Source organism: Spirosoma foliorum (assembly GCF_014117325.1).
GTDB lineage: Bacteria > Bacteroidota > Bacteroidia > Cytophagales > Spirosomataceae > Spirosoma > Spirosoma foliorum.
Genome location: NZ_CP059732.1, coordinates 6,275,156 through 6,291,273, shown reverse-complemented (window position 1 = coordinate 6,291,273; position 16,118 = coordinate 6,275,156). Strand labels below are relative to the sequence as shown.

Sequence of the window (16,118 nt, the reverse complement as noted above, 5' to 3'; positions counted from 1 at the left end):
TACTGACCGCTACCTGATATGTGTTTTTGAATGAAATCTATATTACTCGCTTTTGACTATTATTTCAGCCACCTGAGCAAACGAGGCCTCAGCTTCCAGTCGATAGCGCGGATTGCTAGCAGTAATGGTTTTAGGTATATGGGCCAACAGTAAATCGAATAGTAAGTCTAAACGGTATCCTTTTAAGGTCACAATTTGTCCGCTGAAATAAAGCATCATCATATTCAATGTATCGGTTACGACCAAATCGCCCGATATCAGATAAGCGTAATTAAAAAACGCCCGTCGTCCGTCTTCCCACACGAAGCAGAGATTACGCACACTACTATCGGTCTCATGCAATTCAGTGCTACCAGCATTGTAACCTGTTGAGCAATCACTAGTTGTTTCCATTAGCTTCTCTTGTGCGAAATTCGCTTTAAAGTATTGGACGGGGTGCATGCGGAACCGGCTTTCGCTGAATGACCTTAGGCTTATCTGGTGTTTCCATACGCTTGAGGACCGGCTGCACTTTCGGAGATACAGGCCGCGCCGTTCTGATCATCTGCTCGATAGCATTTCGTTTGGCCTTCCTGTGTTTCACCAGTTCCAATGCGGACAGACGATCCCCCAATGCAGAGGCATGAGCTAATAAAGCAGCTTTATCATCTGTATAGATATGCACACCATCTCGCGCCCGTGACACCGACACATAGAATTGGTTGAGGTTGGTAGCGGCAAAGGTGCTGGCCGGTTGGGCGATAAACACCTCATCGACGGTCTTGCCCTGTGCGGCATGTGAAGTCAGGCAATAGCCGTGGGCGATATGACCAAATTGAGTCGGAACGGTGTAGGTGGCTTTGCTGGCCTTGTTGTGTAGGCGCAAAGCCCCATTCGGCTCAATGGCGATCACCTCCAACATCTGCCCGTTCGTCAGCCGTTTTTTGTTTGCATCATATCCATTGCGGGTAATGCGTACTTTATCACCTTTGGCCAGCGCGATTTCGCCCGCTCGGTACACATCGAATTGCTCCATGCGGTCTAGGGGCAGGGATGTTTGCTGGCCACTGGCATCCTGAATGTGGACGATGCCATCGTCCGCACAATGAACCAACCACCGCGAACCACGCTCGATGCCAGCCAGTTTCTGATTGAACTGGATGACTTGCCCAGCGCGATAATTACGGGAATCACTTTTTTCCGCCATCGTTAGATTGGTGTTGACCAGCCGCGAAACGGTTGTTTCCACACTGGCAATCCGTCCGGCCTCGCGCAATGTCTCGCGAATGGCTTTGGTGACCCGTTCGCCTTCCTTGTGCGTCGGTGAAATCACCAAGGCCGACTTTCCTTTTTTCAAGGTCGCCAAATAATCATGGGCTAAAGTGGCAAAGGAGTTGGTGGGATCAAGGGTCTTAATTGCTTCCATGCTATCTAATACCGAAAATGCTTCTCCAACTTTATGATCCGCTAAAGCTTGCACGGCTTTGCGATAGTCCAGATGACGTTGCCGATAAATGCGGCTAACCTCAGCGGATCGGATACCCGCCACCGTATTGAGAATGCGTAACGCATCCCCCCGCATCACACTGCTATGTTGCCGCGTGTCGCCACTTAAAATCAGACGCGCGTTTTTGTCAGTAACCAATTGAAGCAGGGCCGTCATATCCTTGGTGTTTAACAATCCAGCTTCATCGACCCATAACACGCCATCGGCTAAAGCCACTTGAAGGTTAGGTGAGGACAACAGTTTGGCCACGGTGTCTGCTTCGCTAAACCCTTCTTCTCGCAACACGCCCCGTGCCGCTTGCGCCGTTGGTGCCACAACGGTGACTTTATACCCCGTTTCCGTGATCAGCCGAATGGCTTCGTTCATCAATGTGGTTTTCCCCGTTCCAGCCCGACCGCGAATAATCGACACGCGATTGGTGGTGGTCAGTACATGGGATACGGCTTCACGCTGTTCGCCTTCCAGTAAGATTTCAGGAGTAACCGGATAAAGCGGGAGCAGCAGGCCCTTGCTTTGCCCAGCCAGAGCCACCATCTGCTGTTCTTCACGCAAAACCTCTTTGGTGGTGCAGAGTGTTTTTGGGCCGTCCTTGACCCGGATAATCCGCTTATCGTCGGCAAAGCGTTTGGTAATCTGATCGACGGTCAGCGTTGGATAGCCCAATCCCTGCCGATAGGCCACTTCCAGAATCCGCCGATCCTGCATCACGGAAACCCGTTCAAACCGCATCGCCAACGCATGATCGATACAGTGTTTAGGCGAGGGCGGGGGCAAAAGTGGAACTGTGGTAAAGCGGATCGGCTGTTCGCCTTTACCCTTGTCACGCATGCCCAAGGCAAAAATCTGTTTGCGCCATTCTTGCTTGAGCTTGGCCATCGTCAGACCCTTCTGCTTCTTGGCGCGGGTACGCGCTCCCAATTGATCCAGTTCGGCCTGATCGGTAATACCGAGTTGGTTGGCAATCTGGCCGATTTCGTTGGTGCGCTTGGAAAACAGATCGATGATATGTTCCGGCACACCAGTGATTTCAAACGCCTTGTCGGTGCGACGGATGCGATAACCTAACTCAACCAGTTTATCGGCCAGTCGTTTGTGAAACCGCGCCTGGTAATACGGCATGTCGCGTTTAATATCCCGAAACTGTCCCGCCTTGAATTGCTGTTCAACCACATCCCACGTCACATTGAACACAAACGAATGACAGTGGAGGTGAGGATCAGGTACCGATCTGTCAACAGGTCTCGCCGTCTGGTGGATAAAATCCGCCCAGATCAGTTCGCCGGTTGACCGGTCTTCATCCATGCCATTTTTACGCACCCGCGTTTGCGCATCGGCCTCGATGTCCAGCATGGTGGCACGAACGCTGGCTTGAAACGCATCCAGAATATGATCGTCGTCGGTCAGCGCATGAATGATGGAAACGGATTTCGGACAATGGAAATTGATGTCGTAGCCAACCGTGCGATTGTCTTTTTTGCGTGGTGTGAGTGCCTGACCCGTGATTGGATTGATGTTTTCGCACAGGGCATGAAAAGCCTGTTTTGTCGCCATGCCCATAATGCCAAAACGAGCAGCGACGCGCCCATAAAAACGTCCAGGCTGTTCCTGATCGTTCAGGTAATAATCAGACTGGTGCAACGAGTCATTGAAATACGCTTTGGCTTGCCCAGCGGAGGTGCTTTGAATCATGCGGATCATGCCTGATTCTATACCTCAGAAATGTCCTGTGGCTGGTCAGATTGTCGGTTTGTTATAGCTGGTCACAATGGGATATGAGTGTAAAAGATCCTATGCCGATGAACGAGCGTTCTTACCCCTTTCTATGAACCGTCGCTCAATTGTGTCTTGATGTTCAGCACGTTGAAACATCGGAAACGTCATGAGGCAAGATGCGAATTTGATTGATGACCCAACATTTTGACCCCATTGCGGTTATGAGTGCTTATCGAAACTTCGCATGAATACCAATCTGAATAGGCCCACACCGCTTTCTCCACTGACGAAGGTTATACAAATAGCTGACCAAATCGAACAATTGCAACCTGGCCAGCCGGCCACGAGCCTGTTTAATGCCTTTAAAAGCGCTGTGTGGCAGTTGATTCAGGTCGCGGCCAATGCTTATTCGTATCGGCTGGCGTGGGCTATGGTGACTTTACATGCCCGGTCCGCCCTGCGTTCTTACGAAAATGGGCACAGCGATGCATTACGCCAATTGAAGCGGCTGATCAAGCAGAGTGTGACGCTATTGCCCTGAGTGGGTAAATGGCGGACACGACGCTGCCCTTGCTGTTTGCTTGGGACTAGAAGGCAAAATGGAGCTGAGGTGAGACGGTAACGGTGATCAGCGGTCAAACCGATAAAAACAGTGACGGCACTTGGTGCAGTAATAGGCCTTAAGGGGCAACCAATCGCCCCGCCCCTTCATCCAGCGTGGTCGACTGGTTCGGTCTGGATAGGGATTTTTGCAACGTGGACATTGTTTCGAAAAGGCCAGTTTTCGGCGGAATTGTAGCAGAAGCCAAGCTGGCGCGAGCAACGACAAAAGTAACGCGAACCGACTAGTCATGGGTTGTGGTAGGTAGAATTGCCTAGGCAAGATAGGTTTTATTCACTGCAAAGTAACGAACCAGGAGTTGATAAAATAGCTAACGGTATCGCAAGAACAGCCCTGCCAGGATTGTTTGTTATTCAGGATGCAATGGCATCTCTCCGAAATGCCCAAGAACTGATCAGATTGTTATAGATGGTTACAAAGCCCTAAACTTGGCTGTCCCAGGCATACTTTTTTACAGCGGGAATAGGGGGGGGCGGACTTCCGCGATGTGGAGGACGCGGGTTGGCTTAAACCTCAAAACCTGTCCCGTCCTGACATGCCAATCCTATGAAAGGCTGATTTTTAATCCGTCGTCCCGACTTATTTGTATGTCGTATTATTACTTACTGGCTACCGTGCCGATCTTTGAAGCCGCTAAAAGCATGGATTGCAATTTTGTGTATGGAAGAACGCATGTTAATTTTTCAGGCGGCCAATCATCTCTCTGGCTCCTGCACGATCCGCATGGATCGTAGATGGCAAGTGGTTATAACCAGTTGGCTCGATAAAAGCACCAATTCAAGTCAAGCCATAGAGTATGTCGCGACTGAGCTGGTAACTAACTATCAACTTTGTGCCAAGCGGCTCCTGTTGATTGAGCATTTCACAAAAGAGAATGAGCTGTATGCAGGTGGTGAAGCCTATTTTTTGCTAACCTTCAGCTGGCAGGGCCAACAGGCCAAAGTAGGCCACCGGTATCGATTGTCTGTTACGGAATTCTACAAAATCCAATCGGCGCTCATGCAAACTTGCTGAGATTGGGCGTACCGGTATGCTCGAACGTGTATCAAGCGTCAAGGATTTCATTTGAACAACCAGCTTATTAACTTTTATTGTAGGGAACGGATTAGTAGATCGGCATTCAAGTACGAGTGAACCTATTAATGAAAACCCGTCAGACATCTTCCCTAAGCTGAGCTTACCATTTCAGGATAGACTTAACACGGTAACGAGTGCTTTATCTATGCTGAGCCATATGAAGTAAGTGAGATGCATAATTTGCACAAACTCATTTTTTCTTATATTGCGTTAGAAACATTTTAACGCATTAGAGTTATAAAGGGGTTGAAAAATTCCGAAGAATTTATAAGATGTATAATCTTTCGCCCTATTATCGCTAAATCATTAAAAATGAAACCACACAAACTATTTCACATCAGTGAAGATCCAAACATTAGGCTTTTTAAGCCTCGTCCTTCACCAACTCAGTATGAAAAGATTAAAGGTGATGTAGTATTTGCAGTAAACGATACATTGCTTCATAATTATTTTTTTCCGCGAGATTGTCCTCGTGTAGCCTATTTCAGAAACGAAGTAACAGTAGAACATGATATTGAATCCTTTTTCAGTACTTCCCTTGCAGATTATATAATAACAGTTGAAGCCTCTTGGTATTATAAAATAAAAAATACCACTTTATTCTGTTATGAATTTGATCCAGAAACGTTTACTTTATTAGATGAAAATGCTGGATACTACATTTCTTATGAAACAGTTAAGCCGATTTCTGTTAAAAAAATTGACGACCTAATTGAAGAGCTATTATCAAGAAATATTGAACTTAGATTCACGCCAAATCTTTGGAAATTAGCTGATTTACTTAATTCCTCTACTTTGGGCTACTCAATGATAAGATTGAGGAACGCTAGGCCAAAAGTATTATAGTGGAACTCGATCAAAGGTTAATGATATTCCGTTTAATTGCTAGCGTTCACATTCATCTAAAAAGCCTTATTTGAGTTAATAAAGCGTTTGCATCGTCTTGTAATCCAACTGTTTAAACAAACTTGAGTATTCAATTATTGATACGTGAGTAAGTTTGTACAGTTGATACTGATTTTTGATACGTGAGTAAGTCTTTTGTGTACGGTGCTTTTACTTGAATGGCAAGCTATAAATAAAACGAATAGGAAGCCTTAAGGCAACGCTGTGTTGAACGGCATTAAGTGAGTTGGAAGCAGGCTGCAATCGCTCAGGCCTTTGGCTTGACTCAACCTTGGGTGAGCCAAACCTTGAAGAAATATCAGGAGCATGGAGCTATCACTCTGCAAGAAGGTAAGCGAACTGGAGCGCCAACCCGTTTATCGACCCAGCAACTGGGCCAATTAGTGCTGGTACTCAATAAGAGGACAAAGCATCATGGTTTTAAGAGAGCTGGTTAACTCACCCACGTGTCAATGCAGTCTTCAAAAACTTGTTTGGCGTCAGCTATGATCCTTCGCAAATAGGACCGATTCTGAAAAGGTAGGATGGAGTTGGCAAAAGCCACTCAGAGATGTCCATGTGGCCGCTCACTGGCGAGGAGCATAAAAAAGCTAACGAGGAGTGGCAGGTTGTTTTATATATGGATGAAGCAGCGTGCTATTTGTTGTCCCTATTAGCCTACACTTGGTCATCTTGAGGGCAAACACACGTAATCGTTGAACAAGAAGGGCGAACCCACTTGAGCTTGATTGCCGTCATTGCCCCGAATGGCCGGATTTATATAGATACCAGGATTAGTCCTTTACAATAGAAGATATTATTTGACCAAATGTGAGTAGTCATTTATCCGCTCAATATACCAGCTGAAACGAATGTATCTCAAGATTGTCAACGACGTATTATTTAGCTGAATTTTACGAGTCATTGAAGGAGACGAATCTAGCAGTTTTCGTAGAAGGCACCTGATTGCTATACCGTGTGTAACAATTCCAATCGTTGCTTCAGAAGGTAGGGATAAAAATGGCTTTATAAAATCATACATACGATTTTCCACCTCGAATTGGGATTCGCCATTGTGGCATTTATAATGCCAATTGTCAGCGTTCATAAGCTGAACGACTTCCTCTGTATATATCTGAGCACGCGGTTGGCCTTCCCAATCACCCATCCATTGTTCCTGAAGTTGCGCGGAAAGCGATGCTTGAGGTAAATCATTAATACGCCCAATAATATCTGCGGTCTGAATGGCTCGCTCAGCAATGCTTGAAAACCAATGGTCAAACTTAATACATTCGTCTTTTAATCGATAGCCAAGTTTTTCTGATTGAATAATTCCCACGTCAGTCAAAGGGTGATGGTTAGAGCGCCCACAAATTAAATGCAGGCTTCGATTTCCTTCACTTTGTCCGTGACGAATGAAATAAAATATAGGCATTTTTAAGGCGATCCAAATTCGGTGAAAGCATTTTTCAATAAAAAAAGAAGTAGTCTTTATTGCCAACTAATTCACGGGTCAATAAGGTAAGCCAACAGATTTGACATCAATTTAAATTTTTTACATGATTCTTATATAGTTTAAAACTTATTATTGAGAGCTTTTATCTTTTTTAAAATGTGTGGCCAAATTTCCGTACTCACCCTATCAAAAATATTTTCATTTTCGTTTATAAAGTTTATAAAAGTTGAGTTTTTAGAATCTATATGAGACTTAAAGTAATTATTATATACCTCTTGTATAGGCTCTAATTTAGCTAGCCTACCATAATGTTGGATACGTTGGCTTCGTTTTAAGAGTCTTGAATATGCTATACTGGGGTCAACTTCTATAAATAAGATTATATCAGGTTCAATCGTACAAAGTGTTTTGTGTAAGCTCATAGTCGTACTTACTGGAATCTGATATAAAACCTGATGGTAAACAGCATCGCTATATATGTAACGATCAGCTATAACAACTGTTTGTCTACATGCATTTTTAATATTGTATGTTGAATGCAAATTTTTATCTAACGCATAAGACAGCAAAATATCTTCAGGAGTACAGCCGTATCTATTCTCTCTAATATTTATAATTTGTCTGGATATATCAACATTCAACCAAGAGTGTTGACCAACAATAAAAGGTGTAATATTGATATTTTCAAATAATTTAATTAGAATATTTCTAACACTTGTTTTTCCTGCGCCGTCAATACCTTCTATAGCTATAAAAGGATATAGAGTGTTCATAATATTGAATTTTTACGGTCGAATGGAGAATTAAAAATGAAGAGGCTTCTATCCCAAAAAGGATACCAACATGCAACCAATTCGGAGGATAATGGAACTTCCTCTAATGAGTTAAGGTAAGACAAGATATTGCTATAACTGAAATATAAACTTGAATCAATTTCATCTAATTTGAAAAGAATGTTACCGCTTCTTAAATATAATTCATGTAATACCGACTTTGAAAATATTTGTAAAAGAGGGATATATTTTAGTAGCCCTTCTTCTGAATTAAACTTTGATAATTCTGTCCTAAGACATAAACTCAAGTAACTTTTAACAGCTTCCGATAGTAATATTTTCGCAAGTTCCTCAGTATTATAAGGCTTTCGTTCAAGTAAAATATAATTAGAAAAATTAGCACGATGTAGACTTTCATCAACAGCCACAAATCCAATAGCAAGTTTAAGAAAAAAGTCTAAATCAAAATCAGTAATATAGTTACAAGCTTTTTTTAAAATTTCACTATAAAAGTCATAATTATTATCCGAACAATATAATAGGTAATCTTTCTGCCAAACTGCTCCTTCTAAAGTGAGAAGATGATCACTTAGTCTTTCTGAACTAATTGTTTTAGCTAAGCTACTCACATAATTTTTACGTCCTAACACACTTAGATCAATTGCGCCTTGTTTTGTATGCCCTCTTGAGTCTGAGGTCAATTTAACGTGGTAATCGGGGTATGCTTTTAGTAGCTCTGGCTCAACAAATTGTAGAAAAAAATGAATACTTCTACCACTAATTAGGTGTGTATATAATCTGTTGTTCAGAGGAAAGCCTTCACGGAACAGCAAAGATTTATCAATGTGTTTATCAACACTCATTATTAAATACTTTTTAGGGATTAGTGTTAGCTAACCCCTAATAATACTATTTATTTAAATTAGTTACTTTTTGGTCTACTCTCATCATTAGGTAATTCTGTATTAGTAATTTGCTTACTCCCAACTTCATTCAATTCGCTCCAGTCTTTAGTAGACACCGCAGAATGATGTAACGTAGCTTGATTGTTCTTGTCTAGCATTCCTAGCTTTTTAACAGCCTTAACGAATGCATTATAATCGGCCTTGTTTTCCTTTTCCATCTGAATAAGATATTAATTGTGAAAACCTTTATTTCTGTAAAGCTAATGATATTTTCTCATAAAAAGCAGCTCTCGTATCCTCATTTTTTAAATGTCCAATTGCATCATTAACTTGTGGTAGAGCTTCTCGTAGTTTAGCCTTTTCTGAGTATAACTGGCTCAAAATATAATTTTTAGTCGAAGGAGGCAGTTCAAACTCCTTAAGGAGCTGCGTATAGTATATAATGACATTCGAAAACGCATATGCCGCATGGAGAATACCAATGATTGGCCGATTTCTGGACTTCCAAACTGACCAATATAAAATTGAATTTTCAAAATATTCTTCGGTTGCAGCTAACAAGTCATTTAAATATACATGACTGCATTCGTGTATTATCATTTCACAAACCTTGAATACATCGTCGTATAAATCAAAAAATACTGTCCCAGGTAGAACAGAAATTGTATAACTATTCGATGGGACATAACCTGATTTTTTTTCTAATAATATAGCAATTCCTAGATTATTAAGCAGCAAATCAGCAAATCCTAATTTTATACCTAGCTCTATCGCATCGTTAATTACCCTAAAGTCCATTTTTGCATGGTTAGCATCAGTAATGTTAAATAAATAAACAGGAGAATCAAAAAGCTGTGACTGAACTTTCGTACAAGACTCATAGGTGGCCACATAATATTGATAACTACTGGGAGCGCGCGCATTTGTCTCTAATAACTGTGAAAATGATGCAATGTCTTCAAAAAACAATTTGTCTTCTTCATAAAACCAATAAATTTTTAATAATAAATGATATGCAACTGAATATTGTTGAATTGTTGTTATTTCGTGCGAAAAAACTGAAGAAAGACAATAGGTTTCAAAGGCCATAAGAATTTCGCTAGCCTTACTATGTCTGTATTTAAATATCTTTTTCGTGTATTCTTCGGAGGATTCCATTTTATTGAAATTATATTTTCTTACATTTTTGCAATAAAGAAGACATTGTCTCGACATTCTCTTACATCAGAATAGAGGCCTTCTAAAACTTTTTCTTTCATTTTAATGGTAAAGCCGAATTTATTTAGACATTTAATAAATTGTTTTTCTGTTGGAATCCAAGTAAAATAATCATATAAGTTCGCTATGAGTAATGGATTATAGTCAACAGTAAAATAGTATTTTGATAATTTACGCGTTTTATTATTCCAATTAGTAACTTCCAGTATTTGAGAATATTCTCCTTCCTGATTAATAAAATCAGGTGTATCAATAATACTTGCTTTATTTACATATTTGTACTTATCATCTTTTAGAAACCTTATGTCGCCACACAGCAGCCCGTTGTAATAAAGATTATCCTTGGCAAATTTGAGAATTGAAATGAATTCACTCTCAGAAAAGGAGTTTATAGCCTCGTAAGACAGTAAAAAAATATCAAATTTCTCATCAAACTGTAAACAATCAAAAATATTTTTTGCTATAAATTTATATCCTTCTTTTTTCATTAACTGATTATTAGCTTCATCAATTGCAATTGTAGATTGATCAATGCCAAGATATTTTTCCAAACCTAACTTTGATAATTCGAGTGCCTCGATTCCTGGCCCACATAAGGGATGAATAATATATTTATTTTGAAAACCGTGAATATGCTTGAAATACCAACTAAATATTTTCTTGTTAACATTAGATTTTCTGCTTGCTTGGTCTGTCTTTTCGCTTTTATGAATTTCTAATAAACCTGCTTGGTAGTTTGCATCAGTATAAGGAAACTTATTTGTTGTGGGCAGCGATAAATATATATTGTTTAAATCGGAGCGAAAATGCTCCAAATAATCATTCTCTCCCTTATTAAAAACCCTCTCATTTCTTAATATTAAGATCAGTTCTTGGGTTGCTTTATTAATTTCAGAAAAGTATGTTTTCCATTTTTGACCGGGATGCTTATAAAGGTAGAAGTCTAATACCGAATATAATCTATTCCTATCTAGCAAGTTATTTTTTGCTATACCAAACCGGATCGATTTAAATCTGGATTCTATAATAGTAACCTTATTCCATACAGAGGAGAAAAAATTAATAATTCTAATATAATCAATTACGTCTCTCGGAATAATACCCACATGCCTTTCAGAATTTATTCTTTCGCTCATATGTCCTTCACAGCTTGTATACGTTATACAATCCAATGTGCCGGTCAAGTACATTACTAGATCTGAAACGCCTTTTTCAAGGTGGCTTGTGAAATGAATATTTTTACTTACTAAATTAGGTCCTTTTTTACCATCTAAACTTCCATTGTAATTTAAATTACCGGCTGAAGATTTCTTGAGATTAACCTTTTTATTTATTTCTAGCAGCGTTGGATTATCCCAGTTAGCTAAAAATGCCTCCACGTTTCGCATTCTATTTGGTTCTCTACTCTTAGCAATCCACATGGTTTATTTCGTTTGATATAAAATCTATAAACCTCATTCGATATGAACAATACTCTTCATATTGATCTGTCTTGTGTAATCTCTTTCTCGTTGCTAAGCATCCACCTCCACAAGTTGATAAGTATGAACATTTGCTGCACTTGTCTAACAATTTATCTAGTTTAGTTACCAAATCACTTTTTGCAAATATGTTGACCAACTGTCCTGGTTTTAGTTCGTTAACATTAGTGAGAATACTATCTTCTTTGTTGAACTCGTCACACGAGCCAATTAATCCACCAGGGTAAAGTGTATAGACATATGCGCATTTATTTTCAGAATAATGACAATTTATTGTAGACATTCCATTTAACTTTTTAATAACACCAAAATGAGGCTCTATCAGAAATTTCTTGAATAAATCTTGATCTCGCCAGTGTTTGTAGGAATTAATTAGAAAATCTGCATACTGCCTTGGACTGATCGCCCATTCCTTAGCTTCAGTTGATTTATATAAACCGATATCAAAGCACGGAACAAATTTTACGGTTTTAATACACGTATATTTTGAGAATTCAGACAAACAGTTTACAAATTTTTCATGATTTATACTGTTAACTACCATTATAACTCCGATATTGACATCTTTTTCAGATAAATAGTTTAAGCATTTGGAGATACTTTCATAAGAGTTTATTTTTTTGTAATCTACACGATGACCATTTGCTTCTAAGTCACCGTCAAGGCTTATTCCGATTTCAATATTTGGACATTCAGTGAGTAAAAATTCCAACCATGCATCATTTAATAGAGTTCCATTAGTTTGAATACGTACTGTACAATGTGATTTATAACATCTGATGATTTCAAAGACCTTCGCAAATTCGCTTTTTGGATAAAGAAGAGGTTCTCCGCCATGTAATTCTATGGAAAGCGGACTCGGGTATAAACTGTCGAGAAGCATTGAAATATATTTAGTTTCAAGCATTCTTTGGCCAACATACGGCTTTCTTTTCTCATAGCAATAGACGCAGTTCAAGTTACAAACTTCCCCCATTAATTTCAAGATTATTGAAATAGCATCTGCATTTTTGGGATACACAATATGGGACTTTGTTTGAATATCCATTTTTGAAAATTAGTTTTATTAATTGAATAAGATCTTTATTTGATAATTATTTCATAAGAATAAATATCATCTTAGTTGTGTTTTTTTTGAAAAGTTCATTTTTCTTAGACTTATCTAACTTGACTTTAGCCTTATGCTGCCCAAGCTAAGGCTTCCTGCCATAACTGGTACTGCTGTTGGCTCATTTTTACGTGGACAACCTCTGATCCAGAGATCGAAAAATTCATTTCTACCCATAAATACCTGCGTACACAAGCCAATGCATCACTAAAAGTTGGCTGCTTTTTCTCATACCAACTACTTATCTGGCTCTCTAACAAACTCTTTCCTTCAAGCCTATTAGCCACCAAGCTCACCACCGAAAACAAGCCCAGCAACACCGGCGTAGTGCGAGCAATGGCCCGATCACTCCACTGCCGTTGGGTCTCCACCCCCAAATGCGACCGCACTAAAGCAAACGTGGTTTCCATCGACCACCTGCGCACAAAATAGCTAATCATCTGCTCCCCACTCAGGGAGGCATCATTACTAACCAGACCCGTTAGTTGACCATCCAGACGTACCAATACCCATCGAATAGCAAGCGGCTTTTTGCCCCCGTGATACCAAAGAGCGGTACTTGTACAGTACTCCACCGCTTGCGAATGTCCCCCGTACCAATCTCCTACCACCAGTTTTTGCCAAACAGTAGTCCTGTCGTTGCCTACCATTGGCAGTGTAGGTAAGCGATCGCCTTTAAGCCGATTCCGCCCTCGTTGCCCTGGTGGCCGAACCGGAATTGGCCCATATAGGGCCGCATCTAAGCGTAGGCGACTAATCAGGCTTACCTGTCCTTGCAGTGCCAGCAGTAAATCAATCACGGCATAGCTACTGTCCCCCACGGCAACTATCTGACGATCAGGAAGCCATCGCTTCACTTGCAAAAGCAACTGTCTAGCCCAGTCGGTGAGCGTTTTATGAGTACGCGCCTTCTGGGCATAATAGGCTTGAGAGGGAGCCAGTGCCGTCAGGAAGGGTAAGGCCCAGACCCGTTTGGCCCACTCGATGCGGCACAAGATCATTACGCTTACCCACCGCAACCCACTACATTTGACCACGTACTTCTCACTACTACGGACTGCATCCCGATAGATACCCTTGGCTTTGATGGATTTACCCCATCGCCGTTCTAAGGTCTCATCAATACCCACCACCACAGGCCCCTGACCGACAAACATGCCCACGAGTTGGGTCAACAAAATCCGGCTGGCTTGCAAAGTTGACCACTCGACTTGACTCAGCACTCGATGGTACTTATGGAAGGCTTTGGTACTGGCCTGCCCCATAATACGCAGCACGGAGCTGACGGTTCGCTTGCCAGGGGTTAATATGGCCCCGGTGAGCAAGAGCTGGACATTGACAAAAACACGTTTGCAAAACAACCTTGCATAAGGTAGTATTACAGTCAGAAACTCGCTGGGTAGTGTAGGCATATGGATAAGAGTTTGGCGACCCAAATCTACATACCAAAGCCCCAGCGAGCTTCTGCTTAAAGGCTAAAGTCAAGATCTAAGAGGTGATAAGAATTTAATTTCTGAAGTGTGGGTTTTTATCTTCTCTGTCTTGCAACTCTGGCATCTGAAAGTAAGGCCGCTTGGCAAACGTAGTTGATGGATTCCCACCCAAGAAAGCAAAGATGTTGTCTGCTGACCCGCGCCTTACTTCATCAGGTGTTACAAGTGGCCTTTGATTTGCATTAGCATCACTGACACCAAACCAGCTTCTGGATGTGACGACATGGGAGGTCTGGCCAATAGCCGCGCTCACATAATTGGCTGTAAAATTATCGTTAATGGTAAAAAACTGCCGGATAGCCGTGTTTGCGGTGAACGTCTCCCAGTTCTCGCCATACAAACCCTGTAACTGAATCAGAGATTGTAAGATCGGCCATACAGTGATTTCAAAACCAGCATAGGTACTTAAAGCAGTCTCAATTTCAGGTAAATACCCCAAAGCTGCAAATTCATCGAGTAAAAAAGTTACGCGCTTGTTTGGGTTTCGTACAACGGCTCGTAAGGTGGTCGTTGCCATAAGCCGCAGCCACCGCGCATGGCTTTGCAGTTTATCAGCAGGAATGATAATATAAAGGGCTGTATCGCCATCCGATAAGGTGGCCGGATCATAACCAGAGCGTAATGCTTTTTGCAACGATGGACTTTTGAGAAAGTCGGTTGCCTGTAAAACAGAAGAAAGAATACTGCCAAACGTTTCTTCTCCTGCTTCCATCAATTTGACGATTTCATTGCCAGCGTTGCGGATGATTTCTCCATTCACTGGATCATTGTTGAGTCGCATACGGGCGATCAACTCATCCCACTCATCACCGGCAAGCCGCGCCCATCGCCAAAGAGTTGTTAGAGTTCGATCATCACCTTCCTGCGTGGTCGCAATCTGCATGATAAGGCCCGTCACAACGGAACGCGCTGTATCGGTAAAAAAGCGGTTCTTATCGTCACGCTCGACGGGAACCAGCATTTCAGCGATCATGTGCGCATCATCAACTAAATGAATGCTGCTTGTGTCAGCTAGAATATCGAGCGGGTTATACGATTCCGCTTCCCCAATATGCTCTTCGAGTAATCCCCAGGGATTGAGAATAACAACCTGTCGTCCGCTTTTGCGCTGATACCGTGCCGTGATCGCGGCATTCTCACCTTTGGGATCGATGACAACCCATGAACCCGTATAGCCGCCAAGGCCCAGCAAGTTCGGGATAATCAAATTCGTGCCTTTACCACCCCGCGTACCAGCAACTGTCAGGATATGGCCCTTATCTTTGAAGACATACCCACCACCGATATAAATGCCTGGGCCTTGTCGATAGGGATTCAATTCATCGGGTCTGGCAAAGCGTGCCGAGCCAAACCGATTGCTTTCGACCAGCATATTATTGATGCCGATCTGCCAGCGCCGGAAGGCCATAAAGACGATGAAGGTGAAGAGGAGATTGAAGGTGACAAAAACGATGAAGGCATAGCCACTCAAGCCAAAGATGACAGCGACCTGAGCCAGACTGACCATTAGGATGAACAACGCCACCCAAATCAGCCCAGCACCGACAACCATCGCAAACTTGACAATGGGCCGAAGCGGATGGAGCAGGGGATATTCCGCCAACGGCTTCATGAACCGGTTGTAGGCTCTGGCATATCCCATCAAGGCTCCAGCCAATGTGATCGGCGTTAGGACCAATCCAACCAGAAACAGAATGGCTTTATTAAACGCGCTGGAATCAGCGTGGAAACGAAACAGATGATCGATTTCAGCGGAGGTGACGCCAAACCAGTTCCTGGCTGGTTGCGGTTCACCGACCGGTTGAGGTTCGGCGGGATTCATCAAAGAGTAGGTTAAGGAGGGTGGAAACGTTGCCCAAAAACGGAAAAAGAATAATTCACCGCAACGGGATTTTTCCCGT

15 protein-coding genes are annotated in these 16,118 nt (G+C 41.9%); 3 read left to right on the top strand and 12 right to left on the bottom strand.

Going from position 1 to position 16,118, the window contains the following annotated elements:
• Nucleotides 1–42 precede the first annotated feature (42 nt).
• The gene (locus tag H3H32_RS26450; protein ID WP_182458755.1) at nt 43–393 is read right to left on the bottom strand and encodes a hypothetical protein; all 351 of its coding nucleotides are present in this window, start codon (nt 391–393) and stop codon (nt 43–45) included.
• A 25-nt stretch (nt 394–418) separates the two neighbouring features.
• On the bottom strand, nt 419–3,175 hold the full coding sequence (gene mobF / locus H3H32_RS26445) for a MobF family relaxase (RefSeq protein ID WP_240543497.1): 2,757 nt from the start codon (nt 3,173–3,175) through the stop codon (nt 419–421).
• Between the two features lie 268 nt (nt 3,176–3,443).
• On the opposite strand from mobF, the gene H3H32_RS26440 reads away from it, so the two are divergent.
• Entirely contained in the window at nt 3,444–3,740 is a 297-nt protein-coding gene (locus H3H32_RS26440; protein ID WP_182458753.1) for a hypothetical protein, read from the top strand.
• A gap of 87 nt (nt 3,741–3,827) precedes the next feature.
• On the opposite strand, the gene H3H32_RS26435 is transcribed toward H3H32_RS26440, so the two are convergent.
• Nucleotides 3,828–4,052, bottom strand: coding sequence for a hypothetical protein (locus tag H3H32_RS26435; RefSeq protein WP_182458752.1), 225 nt, complete (start codon nt 4,050–4,052; stop codon nt 3,828–3,830).
• A 429-nt stretch (nt 4,053–4,481) separates the two neighbouring features.
• Here H3H32_RS26435 and H3H32_RS26430 point away from each other — a divergent pair, with 429 nt between their 5' ends.
• Entirely contained in the window at nt 4,482–4,835 is a 354-nt protein-coding gene (locus H3H32_RS26430) for a hypothetical protein (protein ID WP_182458751.1), read from the top strand.
• Between the two features lie 375 nt (nt 4,836–5,210).
• Nucleotides 5,211–5,744: a DUF6886 family protein gene (locus tag H3H32_RS26425; RefSeq protein WP_182458750.1), complete on the top strand. Its 534-nt coding sequence runs from the start codon at nt 5,211–5,213 to the stop codon at nt 5,742–5,744.
• 856 nt (nt 5,745–6,600) lie between these two features.
• On the opposite strand, the gene H3H32_RS26415 is transcribed toward H3H32_RS26425, so the two are convergent.
• The 9 genes from H3H32_RS26415 to H3H32_RS26375 all read right to left on the bottom strand — a co-directional run bounded on the left by H3H32_RS26415 (nt 6,601) and on the right by H3H32_RS26375 (nt 16,039).
• Nucleotides 6,601–7,284: a histidine phosphatase family protein gene (locus H3H32_RS26415; protein WP_182458748.1), complete on the bottom strand. Its 684-nt coding sequence runs from the start codon at nt 7,282–7,284 to the stop codon at nt 6,601–6,603.
• 74 nt (nt 7,285–7,358) lie between these two features.
• Complete coding sequence (gene tmk, locus H3H32_RS26410; protein WP_182458747.1) at nt 7,359–8,012, bottom strand: dTMP kinase; 654 nt, start codon at nt 8,010–8,012, stop codon at nt 7,359–7,361.
• Complete coding sequence (locus tag H3H32_RS26405) at nt 8,009–8,875, bottom strand: hypothetical protein (RefSeq protein WP_182458746.1); 867 nt, start codon at nt 8,873–8,875, stop codon at nt 8,009–8,011. The genes tmk and H3H32_RS26405 overlap by 4 nt, the downstream gene beginning before the upstream one ends.
• Before the next feature lie 59 nt (nt 8,876–8,934).
• Nucleotides 8,935–9,135, bottom strand: coding sequence for a hypothetical protein (locus tag H3H32_RS26400; protein WP_182458745.1), 201 nt, complete (start codon nt 9,133–9,135; stop codon nt 8,935–8,937).
• A 28-nt stretch (nt 9,136–9,163) separates the two neighbouring features.
• The gene (locus tag H3H32_RS26395) at nt 9,164–10,075 is read right to left on the bottom strand and encodes an aKG-HExxH-type peptide beta-hydroxylase (RefSeq protein WP_182458744.1); all 912 of its coding nucleotides are present in this window, start codon (nt 10,073–10,075) and stop codon (nt 9,164–9,166) included.
• 20 nt (nt 10,076–10,095) lie between these two features.
• The gene (locus tag H3H32_RS26390) at nt 10,096–11,556 is read right to left on the bottom strand and encodes a class I SAM-dependent methyltransferase (RefSeq protein ID WP_182458743.1); all 1,461 of its coding nucleotides are present in this window, start codon (nt 11,554–11,556) and stop codon (nt 10,096–10,098) included.
• Nucleotides 11,543–12,664, bottom strand: coding sequence for a radical SAM/SPASM domain-containing protein (locus H3H32_RS26385; protein WP_182458742.1), 1,122 nt, complete (start codon nt 12,662–12,664; stop codon nt 11,543–11,545). The genes H3H32_RS26390 and H3H32_RS26385 overlap by 14 nt, the downstream gene beginning before the upstream one ends.
• A 131-nt stretch (nt 12,665–12,795) precedes the next feature.
• The gene (locus tag H3H32_RS26380; protein WP_182458741.1) at nt 12,796–14,136 is read right to left on the bottom strand and encodes an IS701 family transposase; all 1,341 of its coding nucleotides are present in this window, start codon (nt 14,134–14,136) and stop codon (nt 12,796–12,798) included.
• A 94-nt stretch (nt 14,137–14,230) separates the two neighbouring features.
• Complete coding sequence (locus H3H32_RS26375; protein WP_182458740.1) at nt 14,231–16,039, bottom strand: type IV secretory system conjugative DNA transfer family protein; 1,809 nt, start codon at nt 16,037–16,039, stop codon at nt 14,231–14,233.
• Between the last annotated feature and the right edge of the window lie 79 nt (nt 16,040–16,118).

What these genes read in the sequence shown, in the direction of transcription:
- H3H32_RS26395 (WP_182458744.1), bottom strand. Translation starts at nt 10,075, where the DNA reads ATGGAATCCTCCGAAGAATACACGAAAAAGATATTTAAATACAGACAT.
- H3H32_RS26400 (WP_182458745.1), bottom strand. Translation starts at nt 9,135, where the DNA reads ATGGAAAAGGAAAACAAGGCCGATTATAATGCATTCGTTAAGGCTGTT.
- H3H32_RS26375 (WP_182458740.1), bottom strand. Translation starts at nt 16,039, where the DNA reads ATGAATCCCGCCGAACCTCAACCGGTCGGTGAACCGCAACCAGCCAGG.
- H3H32_RS26440 (WP_182458753.1), top strand. Translation starts at nt 3,444, where the DNA reads ATGAATACCAATCTGAATAGGCCCACACCGCTTTCTCCACTGACGAAG.
- H3H32_RS26390 (WP_182458743.1), bottom strand. Translation starts at nt 11,556, where the DNA reads ATGTGGATTGCTAAGAGTAGAGAACCAAATAGAATGCGAAACGTGGAG.
- H3H32_RS26425 (WP_182458750.1), top strand. Translation starts at nt 5,211, where the DNA reads ATGAAACCACACAAACTATTTCACATCAGTGAAGATCCAAACATTAGG.
- H3H32_RS26385 (WP_182458742.1), bottom strand. Translation starts at nt 12,664, where the DNA reads ATGGATATTCAAACAAAGTCCCATATTGTGTATCCCAAAAATGCAGAT.
- H3H32_RS26430 (WP_182458751.1), top strand. Translation starts at nt 4,482, where the DNA reads ATGGAAGAACGCATGTTAATTTTTCAGGCGGCCAATCATCTCTCTGGC.
- H3H32_RS26405 (WP_182458746.1), bottom strand. Translation starts at nt 8,875, where the DNA reads ATGAGTGTTGATAAACACATTGATAAATCTTTGCTGTTCCGTGAAGGC.
- tmk (WP_182458747.1), bottom strand. Translation starts at nt 8,012, where the DNA reads ATGAACACTCTATATCCTTTTATAGCTATAGAAGGTATTGACGGCGCA.
- H3H32_RS26435 (WP_182458752.1), bottom strand. Translation starts at nt 4,052, where the DNA reads ATGACTAGTCGGTTCGCGTTACTTTTGTCGTTGCTCGCGCCAGCTTGG.
- H3H32_RS26450 (WP_182458755.1), bottom strand. Translation starts at nt 393, where the DNA reads ATGGAAACAACTAGTGATTGCTCAACAGGTTACAATGCTGGTAGCACT.
- mobF (WP_240543497.1), bottom strand. Translation starts at nt 3,175, where the DNA reads ATGATTCAAAGCACCTCCGCTGGGCAAGCCAAAGCGTATTTCAATGAC.
- H3H32_RS26380 (WP_182458741.1), bottom strand. Translation starts at nt 14,136, where the DNA reads ATGCCTACACTACCCAGCGAGTTTCTGACTGTAATACTACCTTATGCA.